This is a genomic window from Bradyrhizobium sp. S3.2.6 (assembly GCF_040546885.1).
Taxonomy (GTDB): domain Bacteria; phylum Pseudomonadota; class Alphaproteobacteria; order Rhizobiales; family Xanthobacteraceae; genus Bradyrhizobium; species Bradyrhizobium cytisi.
Window position 1 is genome coordinate 35,523 of the sequence record NZ_JBEPOS010000019.1, and the last position, 19,315, is coordinate 54,837.

Sequence of the window (19,315 nt, forward strand, 5' to 3'; positions counted from 1 at the left end):
AGTCAATTCAACATGCGTCGAATCAACATGCGTCAAATCATCGGCAAGATCAGCCTGTGGTTCGCGGTACTGGTCATCGTGTCGCCGGCAATCCTGTTCTTCCTCTGGATGGTGTCGCTCTCGCTGAAATTCGAGGTCGACAACGCCGCCTACCCGCCGGTCTTCATCCCCGAGCATTTCGCCTGGAAGAACTATGCCGACGTGGTCGCCTCCAATCGATTCGTGACCTATTTCTTCAACAGCTTGATCGTGACCGGGAGCGCGACGGCGCTCGCGCTGATCGTCGGCGTCCCCGCCGGTTACGGCATCGCGCGCATGGCCGCGCATAAATCCGCGATCGTGATCCTGATCGCCCGCATCACGCCCGGCCTGTCCTACCTCATCCCGCTGTTCCTGCTGTTCCAGTGGCTGGGACTGCTCGGCACGCTGGTGCCGCAGATCATCATTCATCTCGTGGTGACGGTACCGATCGTGATCTGGATCATGATCGGCTATTTCGAGACGACTCCGCTGGAGCTGGAGGAAGCCGCGCTGATCGACGGCGCCACGCGCTGGCAGGTGTTCCGCCACGTCGCGCTGCCGATTGCAAAGCCCGGCATCGCGGTCGCCTTCATCCTCGCGGTGATCTTCTCCTGGAACAATTTTGTGTTCGGCATCGTGCTGGCCGGACGCGAGACCCGCACCCTGCCCGTCGCCGTCTACAACATGATCTCGTTCGACCAGCTGAGCTGGGGACCGCTCGCCGCCGCTGCGCTGATCGTCACTCTCCCGGTGCTGCTGCTCACGGTATTCGCCCAGCGGCAGATCGTGGCCGGGCTCACGGCAGGTGCGGTCAAGGGCGGGTGACCGCTCCTCACCCAGCGATACGATGCTGACGCTTGTTCCGGCCGCATGCCGTCAAAAGGCTCGCGCCGCGCGGGGAGGCTGCGATGCGGCTACCACATCGAGCCGCAGATCCTTTCGAATCCCGGCGTCCACCAGACCGGCCGGCGCGAACCTGCGAAGGAGCCGCAGGCGGTTCGCGAGCTTGCCGGCCGCATACCGGAGTTTCGGCCGCGCCGCGCTCGCCGCTTTCAGAACGGTGTCGGCCACCACGTCAGGGGACTCGGCCGTTGTCATCACCTCGTTCACCCGTTTGGTGACGCCCGCGCGAGACTCGCGATACTCATCGAGCTTGGCATCCGGCTCCATGAAGTTCGCATCGAATGGCGTCTTCGTGTACGCTGGCTCGATGACCGAGACGCGGATGCCGCGCGTGCGCAGCTCATGGTCGAGCGATTCCGAATAGCCTTCCACCGCGTGCTTGGTCGCAGCATAGAGCGCGCCATAAGGCATCGGTAGAAAGCCAAGCACGGAGCCGATGTTGATGATGCGACCATTCCCTTGGCGTCGCATGTGAGGCACGACGGCGCGCGTCATCCGGATCAGTCCGAAGAAATTCGTGTCGAAAATCGATCGAGCCTGATCCATCGAGCTCTCTTCCGCTCCGGCAGGGGCAACACCGAAGCCGGCGTTGTTCACGAGCAGATCGATGCGGCCCTCGCGCTGCATCACTTCGCCGACGGCGGCTTCAACGGATTCATCGCTGGTCACATCGAGGGCCAGCATCTCGAACGACCGCCCGCCGGCCTGTGCGCCTCGTCTGCTGGTGCCGTAGACCTTGTAGCCGGCTTTCGCGAGCCGCTCCGCCGTGGCTTCGCCGATGCCTGATGAGGCGCCGGTAACAAGCGCGATCCTTGTGTTGGTCGTATTCACGAGCTTCTCCTGTGAGGGTGCCAGCCCCGAACCATTTTGATTACGGTCGTAACTATTGATGTAAATGACGATCGTCATTATGATTGTCAAGACCCGGGACCAAGGATCTGTGACATGCGCGTTTCAAAGGAACAGGCGGCCAAGAATCGCGAGCGCATTCTCGATGCCGCCTCCCGCCTCATGCGAGAGCGAGGCATCTCCGGCATGGGTGTCGACGCGCTGGCCGACGCTGCCGGGATGACCCATGGCAGCATGTACAGTCAGTTCGGCTCCAAGGAACGGCTTGTCGAAGAAGCGGTGGCTCACGCCGTTGTCGGCAAAGAGCGAGAAATACCCGACGGATTTGCGCTCGGGGACTATTTTTCCGAGTACCTCTCGGCGGGACATCGCGACAAACCGGGAAGCGGTTGCCCTTTCGCAGCCCTGTGTTGTGAGATGCCGCGCCAAAGCGGCGGCGTGAGAGAACGTTTCACAGCCGGAGTGCGGCGCATGATCGGGCTGCTGAGTGCTCGAATGGCCTCAACGCTAAAGCCGCGGCAGCGCGAAGAGAAGGCGCTCGCGACGGCCGCCTCCCTGATCGGGGCACTCGTGCTCGCCCGCGCCGTGAACGATCCCAAGCTGTCCGACGACATTCTTCGCGCGACCAGAAACCGGTTGGGCGATTGACCTCTCGATTGCAGTCGGGCAGCCGGTTGGACGAGGACAAGTAGGCGGCCGGGCAACGTGGCGTCACCCGGCCGCGATCAATGCCGGCTAAAGCTACTCCGCCGGCGCGGCGTGCATCTCCGGATGAGAGGCATAATGCTCGGTGGTGCCGAGCTTGCTGGCCGCGAACAGGCCGGCCGCCATCACGGCATAGGCGAACGCCACCGCAGGCGTCACGCCGAAGCCGCCGCCGATGCCGACGGCTTCGCCGTGCATGAAGCCGAAATAGGTCAGTACCGCGCCAACGAGCGCGAAGGCTGACGCCTTTTCGAAATCGCGCTCGATGATAAAGACGCCGATCGCACCGAGGATGAGGCCACCAAGGATGGAGCCGCCGCCCATCACTTCCAGCCCGTGATAGAACACGCCCTGCTGCGGCAATGCGGCGATCGCTGCGGTCTTGACCGCGTCGGCCTTGTCGGCGGCCATCCCGCCAACCGTTGCTGCGGCCGTCATGGTCGAGCCCAGCATGGTGTCGATCTGGAGCTTGGCCCAGGCGGCGAGATGCGGGGTCAGCGCCAGCACGATCGCCGGCGCGTGCTTGACCGGCGTGGTCTGAAACGCCTGCGCACCGATCAGCATGCCGATATAGAGCAGGATCGGCGAGATCGCGACCACCGGCACCAGCGCCAGCAGCACCGAGATGATGCCGAACCAGGCCAGCACCACCACCATGATGCCGGTCGCAGCCGAATAGCCGATGCGGCCGCCCATCGCCTTCCAGCCGGGATGGCCGATATAGACGGCGTTGATGAAGGGATTGCCCATCAGGCAGCCGATCAGGCTGACGATGCCGTCGGCGGTCAGCACGCGCGTGGTCGGATATTCGTCACCGGCCGCTTCAGCGCTCTCCACATTGTCCATCGCCTCGACCAGGTCATAGATTCCGAACGGAATGGCGGTAACGAGGATGACGCCGAGATATTCGAAGCCGGAGAAGACATAGCCTACCGCCGGGATCGGCACCGAGAAGCCGAAATTGGAGAAGGCAGCCCCCACGCCCGCGATGCTCAATCCGCCGAGGCCGAGCCCGAACAGATTGGAGCCCCAGGCGATGATCATGCCGGCCGCAATGGCGACGAGACCCGCAGGAATGCCTTTCGGATACTTCACACCACCAAACCAGCTCACCAGGATGATGGCAAAGCAGACCAGGCCGATCTGCGGCGTCATGTACATCTCGAGCGCAGGCCGCATCGAGATGAAGGTGACGGAGACGCCGGCAAGCGTGCCGAGCAGCGCTGCGCGCGGCGTGATCTTGCGAATGAACGGCGCGACGAAGCCGCCGATCATGAGGATGAAGCTCTGGAAGAACACCCAGACCAGGCCGGCCGACCAGCCCTTGAGCGGATCGCCGGTCTTGAGCGTGATCGGCAGCATGATCACGAAGGTGACGATGAACATGTGCGGCACGCTGACACCCGAGGGCAGCGCGCAGACGTCGCTGCGGCCGGTCTTCTGCGCCAGGCGATAGGCAAGGAAGGCGTAATAGAAAGTCGACAGGCACATCATCAGCCCGAGCGCGGGCAGGATGCGGCCGAATACGAGACTGTCCGGCATCTTCAATACGAAACGCAGCAGGCCCGTGAGCACCAGCATGTTGACGAGGATATTGGTGCCGAAGCCGAAAAACGCGTTACAGTCGCCCGATGTCCATAACGCCGGCTTGAACTCGGGCTTGTTCAAATCGGACTTGCCGGCCGTCCCCGTCAATGTGCTCATCATATTACCCCTGTGTGGTCGAAGTCTTCATCGCCTCCAGTACTGCAGCTGAGTCAGCTACCCAGCCGAAGATGCCGCCCTGGGCCTTGATCATCTTCAGGCCCATCTCGTGAAACTCGGGGAAGTAGGATGCGCAACCGTCCGAGATGACGACGCAGCGATAGCCGCGGTCATTGGCCTCGCGCACGGTGGTGTTGACGCACACTTCGGTGGTGACGCCGCACACCAGAAGATTCTCGATGCCATATTGCTCCAGCACATCGGTGAGCTCGGTGGCGTAGAACGCGCCCTTGCCGGGCTTGTCGATGATGACCTCGCTGTCGAGCGGATAAAGCTCCGGGATGATGTCGTGACCGGCTTCGCCACGAATAAGAATGCGGCCCATCGGACCGGGATCGCCGATCCGCAAGGACGGCGCGCCGCGCTCGACTTTCGCCGGCGGCGCATCGGAGAGATCGGGCAGATGGCCCTCTCGGGTGTGAACCACCAGCATGCCAGTGTCGCGCGCCGCCTTCAGCACCGCCCCGATCGGCTTCACGGCGCGCGCGAGCTGACTGACGTCGTTGCCGAGCGTTTCACCGAAGCCACCGGGCTCCATGAAGTCGCGCTGCATGTCGATGATCACGAGCGCGGTGCTCGCCCAGTCGAGCTGGATCGGCTCGGGTTCGGCGTTGATGACGCCCAGTGTCGGCTTGGTTGAGCTCAACATGACTCAAGGCCCCCGCGAGAACTCTCTTTGCCAGGAGTTCTGCAAGCGCCGTGCCATTGTGTACAATTGCGATTGAACGCGCAGCGTAGTGAAATTCGCTGCGCTATCAGAATGTTATCGGATGAGATCGTCTCTGCTTATTCGCTGTGCGACGGCTTTGCGACGTGCATTTGCTCAAAGGATGAGCGCTCTCCGTCGTCATTCCGGGGCGACGCATAAGCGTCGAGCCGGAATCCATCGGGCCGCAATATATGAGGCGAAATGGATTCCAGGCTCACCACTTCGTCGCGCCCCGAATGACGAGCGGAGAGTGTGGCGCTGCCACCCCACCCCAAACAGCTACCGATGTTTTTCCTCATACGCCTACGAATCCTTCAGCGTCGCCGTATTGCGCAACATCGTCGCGACAAACGTCCTTGCCTTTGTCGAACGCGCGTCTTCACCCCCGGGGCTTCTGTACGGCGCCTGCCACAAGCCATGACGAGCGGGAGCGCCACGGATGCGGCCAGCGATATTGACTTCACCGGTCCATGCTCTTGACTGCGACCAGCTGCTTCGCAACCGAAATTCCCTCCCGCAGCGCACACCCTCGCCGGACCAAGAAAAGCAAGGACTTTCGAAATGACGCTGATGCAGGTCGAGCTGGACGACAAGTACCGGCTCGAATCGAAGCGGATCTTCCTGTCCGGCACCCAGGCCTTGGTCCGCCTGCCCATGCTGCAGCGCGAACGCGACCGACTCCAGGGGCTCAACACCGGCGGCTTCATCTCCGGCTATCGCGGTTCCCCGCTCGGCATGTACGATCATGCGCTGTGGCGCGCGAAGTCGCACCTCCAGCAGCACGACATCGCCTTCGTCCCCGGCCTGAACGAGGATCTGGCGGCGACCGCCGTCTGGGGCAGTCAACAGGTCGGCCTGTTTCCCGGCGCCAAGGTCGATGGCGTATTCGGCATCTGGTACGGCAAGGGCCCCGGCGTCGACCGATCGGTCGACGCGCTCAAGCACGCCAATGCGGCCGGTACCTCGCTCAATGGCGGCGTGCTCGCACTCGCCGGCGACGACCACGGCTGCCAGTCCTCGACGCTGGCGCATCAGAGCGAGCAGGTGTTCGCAGCAGCCCTGATCCCCGTGATCAATCCGGCAACGCTGCAGGATTATCTCGATCTCGGCCTCTATGGCTTCGCGCTGTCGCGCTTCTCCGGCTGCTGGGTCGGCTTCAAGGCGATCAGCGAGACCGTGGAAAGCTCGGCCTCGATTGACAGCGATCCCGCGCGCATCCAGATCAGGCTCCCCGATGATTTCGAGATGCCGCCCGGCGGCCTCAACATCCGCTGGCCCGATCCGCCGCTGGACGCCGAGCGGCGGTTGTTCGGCCCCAAGATGGCCGCGGTGCAAGCCTTTGCCCGTGCCAACCAGCTCGACCGCATCGTGCTCGATTCAAAGCCCGCGCGGCTCGGCATCGTCGCGACCGGCAAGGCCTATCTCGATCTGCGCCAGGCGCTGGCCGACTTGGGGATCACCGACAAGGACGCGCAGGATCTCGGCCTTCGCATCTACAAGGTCGCACTGACCTGGCCGCTGGAGGAAAGCGGCGCCAGGCGTTTCGCCGAAGGCCTTCAGGACGTGCTGGTGGTCGAGGAAAAGCGCGGCTTCATCGAAGACCAGCTGATGCGCATCCTCTACAACATCGATGCGTCCCGGCGTCCGACCGTCACGGGAAAACGCGACGAAAGCGGCGCGCCGCTGCTGCCGAGCGAAGGCGAGCTGACGCCGACCATCGTTGCGGGCGCGCTGGTGGCGCGGCTGCGCAAGCTCGGTCATCACAGCCCGGTGCTGGAGCAGCGTCTCGCCCGGCTGGAGGCCTTCGACAATCCCGTCACCGCCACCACGCAGATCAAGCTCGCGCGCACGCCGTTCTTCTGCTCGGGCTGCCCGCACAACACGTCGACGCGTGTGCCCGAGGGCAGCCGCGCCATGGCCGGCATCGGCTGCCACGGCATGGCCCTGAGCATGCCGACCCGCCGCACCGACCTGATCTCGCACATGGGCGCCGAGGGCGTGAACTGGATCGGCCAGTCGCCCTTCACCACCGAGAAGCACATTTTTCAGAACCTCGGCGACGGCACCTATACGCATTCCGGGCTCCTCGCCCTTCGCGCGGCATCGGCCGCCGGCATCAACATCACCTACAAGATCCTCTACAACGACGCCGTCGCGATGACGGGCGGCCAGCCGGCCGAGGGCGCCTTTAACGTCGCACAGATCGCGCACCAGGTCTGGGCCGAGGGCGTCAAGCGCCTTGCGATCGTCTCGGACGATCCGACGAAATATCCTGACGGCAATTACTTCCCGCAAGGCGCGACCATCCATCACCGCCGCGAGCTCGATGCCGTGCAGCGCGAGCTGCGCGACATCACGGGCCTCACGGTCGTGATCTACGATCAGACCTGCGCCGCGGAAAAGCGCCGCCGCCGCAAGCGCGGTCTCTATCCCGATCCCGCCAAGCGCGCCTTCATCAACGAGCTCGTCTGCGAAGGCTGCGGCGATTGCTCACAAGCGTCCAACTGCGTCTCGGTGCAGCCGCTGGAAACCGAGTTCGGCCGCAAGCGCCAGATCGACCAGTCGAACTGCAACAAGGACTTTTCCTGCGTCGAGGGCTTTTGCCCGAGTTTTGTCACCGTGCATGGCGGTTCACTGAAGCGCGTGAAGACGTCGGCGGTGGATTCAGGCCAGATGTTCGCCGATTTGCCGCTGCCGCCCGCGCGTGAACTCGAAGGCCCCTACAACATCCTCGTCACCGGCATCGGCGGCACCGGCGTCATCACCATCGGCGCCCTGCTCGGCATGGCCGCTCATGTCGACGGCCGCGGCTGCTCGGCGCTGGATTTCACCGGCCTGTCGCAGAAGAACGGCGCCGTGATGAGTCATGTCCATATCGCACAGAGGCCGGAGGACATTTCCGCGGTCCGTATCACCACCGGCGGCGCGGACGTCATCCTCGGCTGCGACATGATCGTCTCGGCCGGCCCCACCGCGCTGAGCCGCGCCGAGCGCGGGGTGACCAAGGCCTATATCAACGCCGACCTGCAGCCGACCGCCAGCTTCGTGCAAAACCCCGATCTCGATTTCGAGATGGGCACGATGCAGACCGTGCTGCGCGACGCCATCGGCGACAAGAACCTCGACATCATCGACGCGACGGGCATCGCCGCGGCGCTGATGGGCGACAGCATCGCGACCAATCCCTTCATGCTCGGCTTCGCCTTCCAGAAGGGCGCGATCCCGCTGTCGCTGGAGGCCCTGCTCCGCGCCATCGAGATCAACGGCGCCGCGATCGAGATGAACAAGCTCGCCTTCACCTGGGGACGGCTGGCCACCCACGACATGTCGCGCGTGCGCAGCGTGCTCGAGTTCAAGAGCCGGGCGAGCGCGCCGACGAAGTCGCTCGACGACATCATCGCGACCCGCGCCGAATTCCTGACGGGATATCAGGACAAGGCCTACGCGGATCGCTATCTCGCGGCCGTCGCCAAGATGCGCAAGGCGGAAACGGCTACCTCGCCCGCGTCCACGGAGCTGACCGAAGCGGTCGCAAAAAACCTGTTCAAGCTGATGTCCTACAAGGACGAGTACGAGGTCGCGCGGCTCTACACCGACGGCAGTTTTGCCAGGAAGGTGTCGGAGAAATTCGACGGTGACTTCACGCTGAAGTTCCATCTGGCGCCGCCGATCTTCGCGCAGCGTGACAAGACGACCGGGCATCTGCAGAAGAAGGAGTTTGGCGGCTGGATGATCCACGCCTTCCGCGTGCTGGCGAAGCTCAAGTTTTTGCGAGGCGGCGCGTTCGATCCGTTCGGCCGCACCGAGGAGCGGCGGGCGGAGCGCAAGCTGATCGAGGAATATCTGTCGATGATTGATTAGCGGACAGCCGGCCTGCAGGCGGAGGAAATTCCGCTGCTGGCGAGGCTTGCCCGCGTGCCGGAGACGATCCGCGGCTTCGGCCATGTCAAGGAGGCGAACGTCAAGCTGGCTGCGGCCGAGAAGGCGCGGCTCGAGGCCGAGCTGGAGAACAGCCGTTTCGCTGCGGCGGCGGAGTAACGACGAGAGGGGCAAGCCCTCTGCTCGTCATTGCGAGGAGCCCTTGCGACGAAGCAATCAAGACTGCCACCGTGGAATGATTCCTGGATTGCTTCGCTGCGCTCGCAATGACGGAGATTGTGGATACAGCGGAGATAACGATCAGAGGGATAGCTTGGCAGCACGCGTCGCCGTCACCACACTCCCCTCCGCCAGATGTCGTCCCGCGATATACCCGAACGTCAGCGCCGGCCCGAGCGTGATGCCCGGCCCGGGATAATTCCCATTCATGATCGAGCCCATGTCGTTGCCGCAGGCGTAAAGGCCCGCGATCGGCGTGCCGTCCGCGCGCAGCACGCGCGCCTGCGCGTCCACCTTCATGCCGATGGCGGTGCCGAGATCGGCCGGGTAGATGCGCATCGCGAAGAATGGCGCATGGTGGATCGACGCGACGCAAGGGTTTGGCTTATGGCTGATATCGCCGAGGTGCCGCTGGTAGATGGTGCTGCCACGGCCGAACTCGGGATCGCGGCCCTCCTTCGCGCCGGAATTGTAGCTCGCGATCGTCGCACTCAGCACAGACGGCTTGATGCCGATCTTCGCCGCGAGCTGCGCGATATCAGGCGCCTCGATCAACTCACCGCTCGCGATATAGCGCCTGGTACCACGCGCAAATGGCTTGATGCGGCCGAGGCCATAGCTCCACAGAAACTGACGGTCGCAGATCAGATAGAACGGCCGATCCGGCTCGCCATTGCCATCGCGCAGCATGGCGAGCACGAACTCATGGTAGGACAGCGCCTCGTTGACGAAGCGTCGCCCCGCCGCGTTGACGGCGATCACGCCGGGCTTGGCGCGGTCCGTCACGGTATGCGGGAAGACGCCGCGGCTGCCGTCGTCACGGCGGAACAGCGAAGCAGGTACCCAATAGGCCGGGCTGGTCGCCTCCGTGTTGAGCGCAGCACTGGCCGTCATCGCGAGCCGAAGCCCGTCGCCTGTACCTGCTGTGCTGGTCGCCGAGACGAAGCCGGCCGCAGGCGGGAAAAAGCGCTTGCGCAACGCGGCGTCGTGCGAAAAGCCGCCGGTCGCCAGCACGACACCTCGCCTCGCTGCGATGGAGCGATCGCGTGAGCCATGGCGAATGACCACGCCGCTGACTCGATCGCCCTGCACCGACAAATCCTCGACATCGGCGCTGAAGAGGATCTCGACCTGCCGCGCCAGCAGCGACGCATAGAGCCGCGCCGCAAGCGCATTGCCGAGATGCAATGTCGTGCCGCGGGGCCAGCGCAGCCGCTGCAGCGCATACTCCGAGACCAGCCGCGCCGCACGCAAGGTCGAGCGCAGCGATTTTCCGATCCGGCGCAGATGCCGGATGTCGAGGCGATTGACCATCATCCCGCCGAACAGCGTGAACTCCGGCAATGGCGCACGCAGCCGCGCGAAATGCGCGCCCAGCCGGGTGCCGTCGAACGCAACTGGCTCCAGCACGCGTCCGCCCGGCGTCGCACCGAGCCGCTCCGGATAAAAGTCCGGATAGGCTTTCACCGGCTGCAGGCGAACTTCCGTGTTGGCTTCGAGATAGGCAACCGCCTCTGGCCCACGCGCAAGGAAGGCAGCGCGCAGGCCCGCATTGGCGGGCTCCGGCACCGTGCTCGACAGATACCGAACGGCATCCGTGATGCTGTCGGCGAGCCCCGCCTCCTTCATCCTGGCATTGGCAGGGATCCACACCATGCCGCCGGACCACGCGGTCGTGCCACCGACAAAGGCGGTCTTCTCGATCACCAGCACGTGCAACCCTTCGGCGGCGGCAACCGCCGCAGCGGTCATGCCGCCGGCACCGGCGCCGATGACAATGACGTCGTAGGTCTCATGCGCCGGCATCATGCGGCGAGGGTCCAGAGGCGAGGCATGACACCGTCATACCCTGCCCGTGGCCTCGCAGCTAGCTAGCGCTGCGGCTTCCGCTCGATCGGATCAATGTCGATCGCCCGCAGGCGCCCGAGCCGCAGCACGTCCATGGTGAGCCGCCGGCCGATCCGGTCGCGGTCGAGCACCCGGATCAGATCGTCGACGCCGTTGATGTCGACACCGTCCAGCCTGATCACGACGTCGCCTGGCAACAGGCCCGCCTTCGCCGCCGGGCCGTCCTGCTCGATCTGCATCAGGAGCGCGCCCATCTTGTTCTCGACGCCGGCCAGCACCGCGTGCCGCCGCGGGACCGGTGCGGTCTGTCCGGCAACGCCGATGAAGGCGCGGCGGACGTAACCATGACGGATGATCTCCGAGAGCACGAACTGCGCGGTATTGCTGGCAACCGCAAAGCAGATGCCTTGCGCGCCATTGATGATCGCGGTGTTGATGCCGATCACCTCTGCATTCGACGACACCAGCGGTCCGCCGGAATTGCCAGGATTGAGCGCGGCATCGGTCTGGATCACGTCCTCGATGGTGCGGCCGCTGACGGAGCGGATCGAGCGCCCGAGCGCCGAGACGACGCCGGCGGTGACGGTCGATTCAAAGCCGAGCGGATTGCCGATCGCGATCACAAGCTGGCCGCGCCGCAACGTCTTCGAGTTGCCAAGCGCGGCATAGGGCAAGTCGCGCACGCCATTGGCGCGCAACAGCGCCAGATCTGTATCAGGGTCGACGCCGAGCACCCGGGCGTCGCCGACGTTGCCCTCGACGTCCCGCAGCCGGATCTCCTTGGAGGTCCCAACCACATGGCTGTTGGTGAGGACGAGCCCATCCGGCGAGATCACGATGCCCGAGCCGAGCCCGCCCCGTTCGCGGCCGTTCGGCACTTTTGGCCCGGTCTCGACGCGGACGACGGCTGGACCGACGCGGTCGGTGACGTCGATCACGGCATTGGAATAGGCGTCCAGCAGGGCCCGGTCATTGTCCGCGACAGCCGCCGCCGTTCGCGATGACACGGCGTCATCGACGATATCTGAAGTGAAATCCAGCATGGCAAAAGTCCTTGAGGCTCACACAGATGGTGGCCTGTTCCGTCAGGCGCAAGTGGCCCGTCTGGCGCGCAAGGCTGGACCGCCTAGGTGGCTAGGGTGCCCGCCGCAACGTACCGGACCTGGCCTTGACCGGGTCGAGCAGCGACCAGTCGCCGTCCGGGAGCACATAGCCCTTGGGGAACGGCGCGCGCAGCTCGAGCCCGAGCGAGCGCAGCACGCGATCGTCGCGGTAGTAGCATTGCAGCACGACGCGAACGAGTGTCGCGGCCGCCGCGCCGCCCTGCTTGCGAAGCTCCTGCGCCACTGCATCGCGCCTCGCGGCATCAAGCTCCGCGAGCGGCTGGCCGGCAAGCCGCGCCAGATGGTCCAGCGCCGCCGTCACCAATTTGGCGTCGCGGCCGAGCGTAGCAAGAATGTCGGCCTGGATCGCGGGATCATCGGCGCCGGGCACCTTGTGCTCGTCGCTGGCGGGAACGATCATCGCTGCGATAGTGCGGAGGTCGTCGCGCTGGGCGCGCGTGAGTTGATTGTCTGCGGACATAGCGGCCTCAGTCGAACAAATTGGCAAGGCGCTGCTTCATCTGGTCGGCGATGTAGAGCGCGAGGGCCTGGATGGTGGACGTCGGATTCACGCCGCCCGAGGTGACGAAGATGCTGCCGTCGACGATGAACAGGTTCTTCACGTCATGCGTGCGGCCCCATTCGTTGACGACGGAGCGTTTTGGGTCGGTGCCCATCCGCGCGGTGCCGAGCAGATGCCAGCCGCCCCACGGGATCGGCGAATTGATGCAGATGTCGGTCGCCCCTGCCATTTCCAGGACCTCGCGGCCGCGGGCGAGCGCATGGTCCATCATCTTCCGGCTGTTCTCGCTGATCGTGTAGTTGATCTTCGGCGCGGGGATTCCGTGGCTGTCCTTCAGCACCGGATCGAGCGTGACCTGGTTGTGCTCCTCCGGCAGGTCCTCGCAGATCGCGGAGAACCCGAGCCGATGGCCGTTGAGCTTGCGGAAGACGCGGTGATGATCTGCGCCCCAGGGCAGAATGCCCTTGTGCTCGCTGGCGACAGCCTCGAACACCGGCCCGGCCCCGCGCACGAACTGGACGCCATACCCGCGCACGAAGCCGCGCGACAGGTCCGTGTCATACCACTGCTTGCTCCACAGGCAGGTCGGCGGCGCGCGGTTGCTGTCGGTCGGCTCCTTCACGTAACCATAGATCTGCGCATAGGGGTGGAACATCAAATTCCTGCCGACGAGGCCTGACGAGTTGGCAAGACCGTCCGGGAAGCGGTCAGATTTCGAGTTCAGCAGCAGCCGCGGCGTGCCGACGCCGTTGCAGGCGATGATGACGACGTGCGCCGGCTGGAACTGCTCGACCCCGTCCTTGTCGTAATAGACCACGCCCGCGGCCATGCCGTTCTCGTCGGTCGTGATCTCGCGTACCCGGCAATGGGTGCGCAGCTCGACGCCGGCGCGGACGGCATGCGGCCAATAGGTGATGTCGGTCGAGGATTTTGCACCTTGCGCGCAGGCCGGCGTACAATGGCCGAGATTGATGCAGCGTGCGCGGCCATCATAATCCATGGTCGCAACCGTCGTGTCCGACGGCCACCAGTGCCAGCCGAGCTTGTTCATGGCCTTGCCGATGATGGCCCCGGACAATCCAAGCGGCTGTTGCGGCATCGGCGGATGCGTCAGCGGCGACAGCGGATCGCCCGATAGACCTGATGTGCCCATCATCCGGTCGTTCTCTTCGAAGAACGGGGTCAGGGCGTCGTAATCGATCGGCCAGTCGTCGGCGACGCCGTCCAGCGTCTTCACCTTGAAATCAGAGGGATGCAGTCGCGGCCAATGCGCGGTGTACATCACCGTCGAGCCACCGACCGCATTATAGTTGACGACCTTGATCGGCGAATTGTCGTCGTTGATCGGATAATCTTCGGGTCGGCCGCGGACATTCGGGCTCGACGACCACTCGCCGTAGAATTTGGCCTCCCAGTCGCGGCCCGTGCTGGGATATTCCGCCGGATTCATCCAGCCGCCCTGCTCCAGGCAGAGAATGTGCATCTTGGTCTCGGCCAGCGACCACGCCACTGCGGCGCCCGAAGCGCCGGCGCCGATGATCAGGACGTCCACGGGGTCTTTCATCAAAAAATCTTCCTCCCGCCCTCGCCGCTTCGCGGGCGATTCGGCCGTCACGGCTCACAAGGCCGGCAAACGATAGGGGCAGACCGGCCGGCGAGTAAAGGCTGGCGCGCGAATGTCGCACTTCGCACAGCGCAGACCATTGGTATCGTCCCAGCCGGATGCTAGGAACGGAGGCCAAGAGCAATCGATAGCGAGAAATTATGTCCGTCGAGAATTCATTTGCCGCAGCCCGCGCCTTCGCGCTCGTTTTATTTCTCGCTCTGTCCGGATCTCTGGGGATCTCCAGCCCCGCCACCGCGCTGACCGCCGCCGCGACCGTCCGGGATGCCAACTCCATCCAGCTCGGCGACGTCACCTACCGGCTCGACGGCGTCGACGCGCCCGAGCTGGACCAGGTCTGCATCGACGATCACGCCGATCCCTGGACCTGCGGCATCGAGGCCCGCGACCAGCTCACCAAGCTGGTCGGCGGAAAGCCCGTGCGTTGCGACGATGTCGGCCCCGAGAAGAAATTTGGCAAGCGCCATCGGGCGATCTGCACGGTCGAGGGCGACAAGGTCTCGTTGAACGAGCAGCTGCTCAAACTGGGCTTTGCCATCGCGCGCGAGCCCACCAAGGCCAACGTCAAGCCGGCGGCTGCCGAAGCCAAGACGGCATCTGCCGGCATCTGGAAGGGCTGCTTTGTTGCACCGCAAGAATTCCGCACCGGCAAGAAAGATGGCGCCCTGCTCGGCGCCGCCTGCCGCGCCGACCGCGACAAGGAGATTCGCACAGTGCTGTTTCCGGAAGAACTGACGGCGCCGCCGAGCTGCGCCATCAAGGGCAAGCTCGCGGTGCGCGCGCGCGTCACCGGCAATATCGGCATCTATCATCTGCGGGGCTGCCCGAGCTACGCCGCAACCACCCAGCCGGACCGCTGGTTCTGCTCGGAGGACGACGCGCAGGCCTCGGGCTTCCGAAGGGCCTACAATTGCCGCCGGCCAAAGTGAGCAAGTGGTTCACGCAGCCGTGAGTGGTAGACCGAGACAGTATTGATCCGGAATTGAACTCCGTCGCGAATTGGTACACTCATAAACGTGCGCACGCGCCTTGCGCGAGTGCATCCTTGGCAGGCGATCCTCATCGGATTGTCTTTGCTCGGGCGTTTCCTCCCTAGACTTGGGCCGCTTGTCACAACAAGCGGCTCTTCTTTTCTGCACGGCGCTAGCTGTGCATCCGAATGAACTGATCCATCGGCGGCATGTTCTGATTGAGATGCGCCATGATCCAGACGGTTCCGCCCACCACCAGGAACACGACCAGCAGCCCGAAGGCCAGCGCCAGCACGTTGTTGGTGTTGTCAGGCCCCGTGGTGATGTGCAGGAAGAACACCAGATGCACGCCCATCTGCGCGATCGCAAGCACGATCAGCGCGACGGGAATGGAAGGCTGCCAGACCAGATCGGTGCCGGCGATGAAGAATGACGTTGCCGTCAGGAGCAGCGCCAGGCCGAGACCAACAACGTAGCCAACGATCCGCTCACCTACGCTGTGCTGCTCTTCTTCGCCCGGAGCGAGATCATGTTCAGTCCGCGCGTGCGTCTGATCGCTCATACGCCACTCCCTAGCAGATAGACGACGGAAAAGACGCCGACCCAGATGATGTCGAGCGCGTGCCAGAACAGCGCGAAGCACATCATCCGGCGCAGGACGTCGGCGCGAAAGCCCTTGGCGAAGACCTGGGCCATCATGGTGAGCAGCCAGAGCACTCCGGCCGACACATGCAGGCCGTGACACCCGACCAGCGAGAAGAACGCAGTCAGGAAGGCACTGCGCGACGGGCCATAGCCGCGGGAGACGAGATCGGCGAATTCGCGGAACTCGATCAAGAGGAAGATGAGGCCGAGCACGCAGGTCACGGCCATGCCGAGATAGAACCAGAACCGGTTGCGGACGTCGGCCGCAATGCTCGCCATGCCACAAGTGAAGCTCGACAGCAGCAGGCAAACCGTCTCGATCGCAACGTTCCGCTGCTCGAAGATCTCCGAGCCTTTCGGGCCGTCGGCGGTCTGGCTGACCAGCACCGCATAGGCCGCGAAGAAGCAGGAGAACATCACGATGTCGGAGAGCAGGAAGACCCAGAAGCCGTAAGCCGTCACGATGCGCTTCGATGCGGGGCCGGGATGCTCGACGACGAGCCCGATGTGATGGGGATCGGCATGGGCGCGGCCGACGGTCGCTGTCATCGACATCAGATCGCTCCCGCCATGCTGACGAGGCTGCGCCGTTCCTCGAGATTGATACGGTCGATGCGCGCGACTTCGTCCGCCGGAATGACATATTCGTCATGGTCGCGCCAGGCGAACACGACGAAGGTCGCGAACGCGCCAATGCCGCCCAAGATCACCATCCACCAGATGTGCCAGATCAGCGCAAAGCCCATGATGGTGGCGAAGAACGCGCAGACGAAACCCGTCGGAGAGTTCCTGGGCATCTCGATGTCGTGGTATTCGGGCGCAGTGTGCTCGAGCGATTGCTGCTGGGCGTGAATCTTTATGTCCCAATAGGCGTCTTCGCCGCGCACGTCGGGATGGAAGGCGAAATTGAACACCGGCGGCGGCGACGAGGTCGCCCATTCCAAGGAGCGGCCGTCCCAGGGATCGCCGGTGCGGTCGCGCAAAGCCTCGCGGTTGCGGATGCTGACAACGAGCTGCATGATCTGGCAGATCACGCCGATCGACAACACGGCCATGCCGATCGCAGCCACGATCATCCAGGGTCGCCACTCCGCGACGTCATAGTGCTGCATGCGCCGCGTCATGCCGAGCATGCCGGCGACATAGAGCGGAACGAAGGTGACATAGAAGCCTGAGAAGGTAAACCAGAACGCGAGCTTGCCCCAGCGCTCGTCGAGGCGGAAGCCGAACGCCTTGGGAAACCAGTATTCGAAGCCGGCGAAGGCGCCGAACAGCACGCCGCCGATGATGACGTTGTGGAAATGCGCCACCAGGAACATGCTGTTGTGAAGCATGAAATCCGCCGGCGGCACCGCAACCAGTACGCCGGTCAAGCCGCCGATGATGAAGGTGACCATGAAGCCGACCGCCCACAGCATCGGCGTCGCAAAGCGGATCCGGCCACCATACATCGTGAACAGCCAGTTGTAGATCTTCACCCCCGTCGGCACCGCGATGATCATGCTGGCGATGCCGAAGATGGCGTTGACATCGGGACCCGCGCCCATCGTGAAAAAATGGTGCAGCCAGACCATGAAGGAGATGATGCAGATCGCCATGGTGGCGAGCACCATCGAACGGTAACCGAACAGCGCCTTGCCGGAAAAGGTCGACACCACCTCGGAGAAGATGCCGAAGGCCGGCAGCACGAGGATGTAGACCTCCGGATGGCCCCAGGCCCAGATCAAATTCATGAACATCATGACGTTGCCACCGGCCTCGTTGGTGAAGAAGTGGAAGCCAAGATAACGGTCGAGCAGCAGCATCGCGAGCGTCGCGGTGAGGATCGGGAACGCCGCAACGATCAGGAGGTTCGAAGCCAGCGTGGTCCAGCAAAACATCGGCATGCGCAGATAGTTCATGCCCTTGGTGCGCAGCTTCAGCACTGTCGTGACGAGATTGATGCCTGCGACCAGCGTGCCGACGCCGGAGATTTGCAGCGACCAGGCGTAATAATCGACGCCGACGCCCGGCGAATAAGACAGTTCCGATAGCGGCGGAAAGGCGAGCCAGCCGGTGCGCGCGAACTCGCCGATCACGAGCGACAGGTTGACCAGCAGCGCGCCTGTCGCGGTCAGCCAGAAGCCGACTGAATTCAGCGTCGGAAAAGCGACGTCGCGCACGCCGAGCTGAAGCGGCACGACGAGGTTCATCAAGCCGATCACGAACGGCATCGCCACGAAGAAGATCATGATGGTGCCGTGGGCCGAAAAGATCTGGTTGTAGTGTTCCGGCGGAAGATAGCCCTGCGACTGGTACGCGATCGCCTGCTGAATCCGCATCATGATGGCATCGCTGCCGCCCCGCAGCAGCATCACTGAAGCCAGCAGGATGTACATCACGCCGATGCGCTTGTGATCGACGCTGGTGATCCATTCCTGCCAGAGATAAGGCAGATGTCCCTTCGCCACGACCCAGATCAGCACTGCCAGTATCCCCACCAGCACCACGGCGCCCGCGATCAGCGGAATCGGCTGGCCGAACGGGATCACCGACCAATCGAGCTTACCGAGCATCATGGCCTCCACTGTGCGGTCGGCCGGCATCGGATAGCAGTTCCGGTCCGGGCCCGGGCGGGATGTGCTGGGTCGAGATCAGGTTGAACAGGCGCGGGTCGTCGAGGCGATAGGTCGGCCTGCCCGTCTCAATGCCCTGCTGCATCAGCTTCTTATAGCTGTCCTCATTCAGCACAGCGTCGGTTTTCGCGGTGGTCGCAACCCAATCCGGAAATGAGAGCGGCGAGATTACGTTGACGTCGAACATCATGTCCGGAAAGCCGTCGCCGGAAAAATGCGCCGACAGCCCCTTGAGCTTACCTTCGTTGTCGGCACGCAGGTTAAGCCTCGTCACCATGCCGTTCATGGTATAGATCATGCTGCCGAGCTGCGGGATGAAGAACGTGTTCATCACGCTCGACGACGTCAGCTGGAAATTCAGCTCGGCACCAGCCGGCACCGTCAGCGCGTTGACCGTGGCGATGCGCTGGTCGGGATAGATGAACAGCCATTTCCAGTCGAGTGAGACGGCCTGGATCCGCACAGGGCTCCCGGTCCCCGGCACCGGTGCTGCGGGATCGAGCTTATGCGAGCCGATCCAGGCAACGCCGCCGAGCAGGATCACGGTCAGTGCGGGGATCGCCCACACCACCATCTCGACGCGACCGGAATAAACGAAGTCGGGTTGGAAGCGCGCCTTCGGATTGGATGCGCGAAACCATAACGCAAAAGCCAGAATCGCGAAAATAGTCGGCACCACGATCGCGAGCATGATGAAAACGGAATCGACCAAAATGGTGCTGTTGGCCGCAGCTACGGGCCCTTGTGGATCAAGCAGATTCATCGGCAAGCCACTGGCGATTGGGAAACCCCGAGGGAAGCGTAGCGCGAAAAGCCCCCAGCAACAAACGCAGTTGCGTGCAGACGGTTCCACAACACGCCTGCTCGAGCCCGAGCCGTCCCGCGCCGCGGCATGCAATTCCATGCGATGTCAATGACATCGGCGCGTGTTGGCAGG

14 protein-coding genes and 1 pseudogene are annotated in these 19,315 nt (G+C 63.8%); 4 read left to right on the forward strand and 11 right to left on the reverse strand.

Annotated features, from left to right (window positions below):
- Nucleotides 1-27 precede the first annotated feature (27 nt).
- Nucleotides 28-846 carry a carbohydrate ABC transporter permease gene (locus tag ABID58_RS27345; RefSeq protein WP_430640179.1) on the forward strand — a complete coding sequence of 273 codons (819 nt, stop codon included), beginning with the start codon at nt 28-30 and terminating at the stop codon, nt 844-846.
- A gap of 51 nt (nt 847-897) precedes the next feature.
- Here ABID58_RS27345 and ABID58_RS27350 read toward each other — a convergent pair whose 3' ends face one another.
- Nucleotides 898-1,833, reverse strand: coding sequence for an oxidoreductase (locus ABID58_RS27350; RefSeq protein WP_430640180.1), 936 nt, complete (start codon nt 1,831-1,833; stop codon nt 898-900).
- 36 nt (nt 1,834-1,869) lie between these two features.
- Between ABID58_RS27350 and ABID58_RS27355 the strand changes: the two genes are divergently transcribed.
- Nucleotides 1,870-2,421 carry a TetR/AcrR family transcriptional regulator gene (locus tag ABID58_RS27355; protein ID WP_354035884.1) on the forward strand — a complete coding sequence of 184 codons (552 nt, stop codon included), beginning with the start codon at nt 1,870-1,872 and terminating at the stop codon, nt 2,419-2,421.
- A gap of 93 nt (nt 2,422-2,514) precedes the next feature.
- On the opposite strand, the gene ABID58_RS27360 is transcribed toward ABID58_RS27355, so the two are convergent.
- A complete protein-coding gene (locus ABID58_RS27360; RefSeq protein ID WP_354036014.1) occupies nt 2,515-4,182 on the reverse strand; it encodes a regulator in 1,668 nt (555 codons plus the stop codon).
- A 4-nt stretch (nt 4,183-4,186) separates the two neighbouring features.
- Nucleotides 4,187-4,891 (reverse strand): cysteine hydrolase family protein, encoded by a 705-nt coding sequence (locus ABID58_RS27365; protein WP_354035885.1) that lies wholly within the window; start codon nt 4,889-4,891, stop codon nt 4,187-4,189.
- Nucleotides 4,892-5,512: 621 nt separating this feature from the next.
- Between ABID58_RS27365 and ABID58_RS27370 the strand changes: the two are divergent.
- Nucleotides 5,513-8,989, forward strand: a pseudogene (locus tag ABID58_RS27370) (indolepyruvate ferredoxin oxidoreductase family protein).
- A 141-nt stretch (nt 8,990-9,130) separates the two neighbouring features.
- Here ABID58_RS27370 and ABID58_RS27375 read toward each other — a convergent pair.
- The 4 genes from ABID58_RS27375 to ABID58_RS27390 form a co-directional block, all read right to left on the reverse strand.
- Entirely contained in the window at nt 9,131-10,858 is a 1,728-nt protein-coding gene (locus tag ABID58_RS27375) for an FAD-dependent oxidoreductase (protein ID WP_148752427.1), read from the reverse strand.
- Between the two features lie 62 nt (nt 10,859-10,920).
- Nucleotides 10,921-11,940, reverse strand: coding sequence for a S1C family serine protease (locus ABID58_RS27380; RefSeq protein ID WP_354035886.1), 1,020 nt, complete (start codon nt 11,938-11,940; stop codon nt 10,921-10,923).
- 91 nt (nt 11,941-12,031) lie between these two features.
- On the reverse strand, nt 12,032-12,481 hold the full coding sequence (locus tag ABID58_RS27385; protein WP_354035887.1) for a hypothetical protein: 450 nt from the start codon (nt 12,479-12,481) through the stop codon (nt 12,032-12,034).
- Nucleotides 12,482-12,488: 7 nt separating this feature from the next.
- A complete protein-coding gene (locus ABID58_RS27390) occupies nt 12,489-14,087 on the reverse strand; it encodes a GMC family oxidoreductase (RefSeq protein WP_354035888.1) in 1,599 nt (532 codons plus the stop codon).
- Nucleotides 14,088-14,287: 200 nt separating this feature from the next.
- Between ABID58_RS27390 and ABID58_RS27395 the strand changes: the two genes are divergently transcribed.
- A complete protein-coding gene (locus ABID58_RS27395) occupies nt 14,288-15,076 on the forward strand; it encodes a thermonuclease family protein (RefSeq protein WP_354035889.1) in 789 nt (262 codons plus the stop codon).
- A 214-nt stretch (nt 15,077-15,290) separates the two neighbouring features.
- Here ABID58_RS27395 and cyoD read toward each other — a convergent pair whose 3' ends face one another.
- The 4 genes from cyoD to ABID58_RS27415 are packed head-to-tail and all read right to left on the reverse strand — an operon-like array spanning nt 15,291 to nt 19,141.
- Entirely contained in the window at nt 15,291-15,680 is a 390-nt protein-coding gene (cyoD, locus tag ABID58_RS27400) for a cytochrome o ubiquinol oxidase subunit IV (protein ID WP_148752432.1), read from the reverse strand.
- A complete protein-coding gene (locus ABID58_RS27405; RefSeq protein WP_148752433.1) occupies nt 15,677-16,318 on the reverse strand; it encodes a cytochrome (ubi)quinol oxidase subunit III in 642 nt (213 codons plus the stop codon). The genes cyoD and ABID58_RS27405 overlap by 4 nt, the downstream gene beginning before the upstream one ends.
- The gene (cyoB, locus tag ABID58_RS27410) at nt 16,318-18,318 is read right to left on the reverse strand and encodes a cytochrome o ubiquinol oxidase subunit I (protein ID WP_354036015.1); all 2,001 of its coding nucleotides are present in this window, start codon (nt 18,316-18,318) and stop codon (nt 16,318-16,320) included. The genes ABID58_RS27405 and cyoB overlap by 1 nt, the downstream gene beginning before the upstream one ends.
- On the reverse strand, nt 18,308-19,141 hold the full coding sequence (locus ABID58_RS27415) for a cytochrome ubiquinol oxidase subunit II family protein (RefSeq protein WP_354035890.1): 834 nt from the start codon (nt 19,139-19,141) through the stop codon (nt 18,308-18,310). The genes cyoB and ABID58_RS27415 overlap by 11 nt, the downstream gene beginning before the upstream one ends.
- Nucleotides 19,142-19,315 lie beyond the last annotated feature (174 nt).